We start from the raw sequence: 2,475 nt of genomic DNA on the forward strand, positions 1-2,475 counted from the left end.
GCTCCTTCACCCTCCCGGTAGACACCAGGTTTAGGAGCACGGAGTACCTGTAGACCGACTTTGCCTCGCCGCTACACGCCTTTTCCTCGCCCGGCGGGGCGGAGGACGCGCACCGCCTGAGCGCGCTTATGGAGTCGGCGAGCCTGGACAGGACGCTGGAGTAGTCGCCGGTCTCGCCCCGAGGCTCGGGGGTCTGCTTGAGTACCCCGGCAGCCTTAGAGCAGAGGGAGTGAGCGCGGGTTAGGCCACGGTGGGACAGTAAAAAAGAGAGTTGGGTCAGGTCCTCGGCTAGTTCGCCGTGCTTCAAGCCCTACCGGCAACCTCGGCCGGCTTCTTTGCCTTCCACCAGCGGTGTAGGGAGTAGAACACCAGCGTCAGCACCACTAGCCAGCCTATGGCAGCGAACACCACTGCCAGGACCGGGTCTACGGTCAGCGGCACGTCTTTGTAAACGCCTATGGTCTCCACCACGCCCTCACCCCGCAACTTTTTCGAACTGCTTCGTCGACTTCACCCCCAGTACGAAGCCCACAATGAACAAGGCTACGGTGAACGCCGCCGAGAGGCCGGCTAGTGCCGGGCCCAGCCACGTCAGCGGCTCACCGGTCTGGTAGACGATGTCCTCTATTCTGGTGCTCATTGGAAGCCACAAGAGCATTGCGACCAGGTATATCGGGGCTATGATCGACAGCACGTACTTCCAGAGGGCCCTCGGCACCCTGATCAACCCGCCCCTGTTGACCTCCTCGTAGCCTTCAGGCCATAGGAACATTCCCGCGACTACTGTCTCGAAGAGCGCTGTCACGACTAGCAGTACAGAGCCCACCATGAAGTCTGTGAAGTCCAGGTAAACCGTTGAAGGCCCCCAGCTGTAGTCCTTCGTCATGTAGCCCTCTACCGCTATGAAAACTCCGAACACCAGGAACAGGAGTACCGAGACAGCCGTCGCCTGCGCCCTCTTCCAGCCGAAGCCCTGCAGCATCTCGACGATCACGTTTGCTATCGCTATAGCGGATGACACGCCCGCGAACCACAGCAGCACGTACCACATAGAGCCCAACACCGCACCTACAGCGCCGAGTCTACCGAAGAACGCCGGGTACACGGCCATTGACAGGAAGAACGGCGACTTGTGGTCGACGTAGACCATCCCTATCGGGAGCACTCCTCCAAACGCGTAGCCGAGGGTGAACGCTATCGTGCCACCGCATATCACCTCGGCGAACTCGTTTAGAGCAGCGGTCGTCAACGCGCCCAGGGCTATGTCGTCTTCGCGTTTAATGTAGCTCGCGTAGGTCGGTATTATGCCGGCTATTCCGAGGCTCAGCGTGAAGAATATCTGCCCAGCGCCCTCGAGCCACGCAGCCGGGTCGCCCAGCTTCTCGAACCTCGGGGTCCACAGCCAGAGGAAGCCCTTGATGGAGTCCCACTCCGGCTTCACCGGGGTCCTCCAAGTCAGCCCCGTGACCAGCAGCACTACTGCGAAGAGGAAGAGTAGCGGCATCATGATCAAGTTCGCGCGCTCGAGCCCCTTGCTGACACCTGGCGCGACTATGATCCCTATCACAGCCAGGGTGAACACCCACGGGAGTAGGTTGTACACGGGGTTTCCGATGACCTGCAGGAGCCAGCCTATCGAGTCCTTTACCTCGGTCACCTCGACTATTTTCCCGGTCATGGACATTCCGGCCCAGAAGCTGACCCAGCCCAGGAGGTTCGTGTAGTAGGCGTTCAGCAGTATGGCTATGGAGAGCGCCAGGCCGCCGGCTATCCCCGCCACGATCTTAGCCTTTTTGTCCCCCAGCCTCCTCTTGCTCACCACGTACATCATCGGCGCTAGCCAGTGCGCCCTGTACTGCCCACCGTACCTCCCAATAGACCACTCGAGCCACATTATTGGGAGGCCTAGTAGTGTCAGCGCTACGAAGTACGGTATTAGGTATGCCCCGCCACCGTACAGGGCCACTCTGCCAGGGAACCTCAGGAAGTTGCCGAGGCCTATGGCGTTGCCCGCCATCGAGAGGATCAATCCGATCCTCGTATGCCAGGTCTCTCTAGGACCGATGGCCTCGGAGGACATACCACAACACAGTTATTTTTTGTCCGTAGAGAAGATAATTTTTTACCCAGCGTAAGTGGGACCAGCGTGGGCTTCAGGCACGTAGTGTTTTCGTCAAGGCCTCTGGATGCATGGTGGACAGGTGAGCTCATCGTTACAAGTCTAGAGAAAGGGGCGCCACCCGACTTCGGCAGACCGGGGGTGGCTACTCTACACATTCGACACGCCGAAACAACCTAAGCAAAGCTACTCGTGAAGCCAAGTACGCACACGAGACTGGGCTTCGAGACAGCTACGCGGGAACTCGTAGTTCGCGCCATACGCATAGGTAGCAGCGAGCTCCCAAGCTGGCCCGGGGCTGGAATATAGAAGGCAGAGCGCTCCCGAGCTACGTCGACGGCTGACCGGAGGGAGCC

The 2,475-nt window shown here is 59.7% G+C and carries 3 protein-coding genes; all 3 read right to left on the minus strand.

The features are described 5' to 3' along the window. On the minus strand, positions 1-307 hold a 307-nt coding region (locus ACP5VX_RS06995; protein WP_428725161.1), incomplete at its 3' end, for a hypothetical protein. Next, on the minus strand, positions 304-471 hold the full coding sequence (locus ACP5VX_RS07000; RefSeq protein WP_428725162.1) for a hypothetical protein: 168 nt from the start codon (positions 469-471) through the stop codon (positions 304-306). The genes ACP5VX_RS06995 and ACP5VX_RS07000, both read right to left, overlap by 4 nt. A gap of 4 nt (positions 472-475) precedes the next feature. Next, entirely contained in the window at positions 476-2,080 is a 1,605-nt protein-coding gene (locus ACP5VX_RS07005) for a sodium-dependent transporter (RefSeq protein WP_428725163.1), read from the minus strand. Positions 2,081-2,475 lie beyond the last annotated feature (395 nt).

This window comes from Thermogladius sp. (assembly GCF_049970955.1).
Taxonomy (GTDB): domain Archaea; phylum Thermoproteota; class Thermoprotei_A; order Sulfolobales; family Desulfurococcaceae; genus Thermogladius.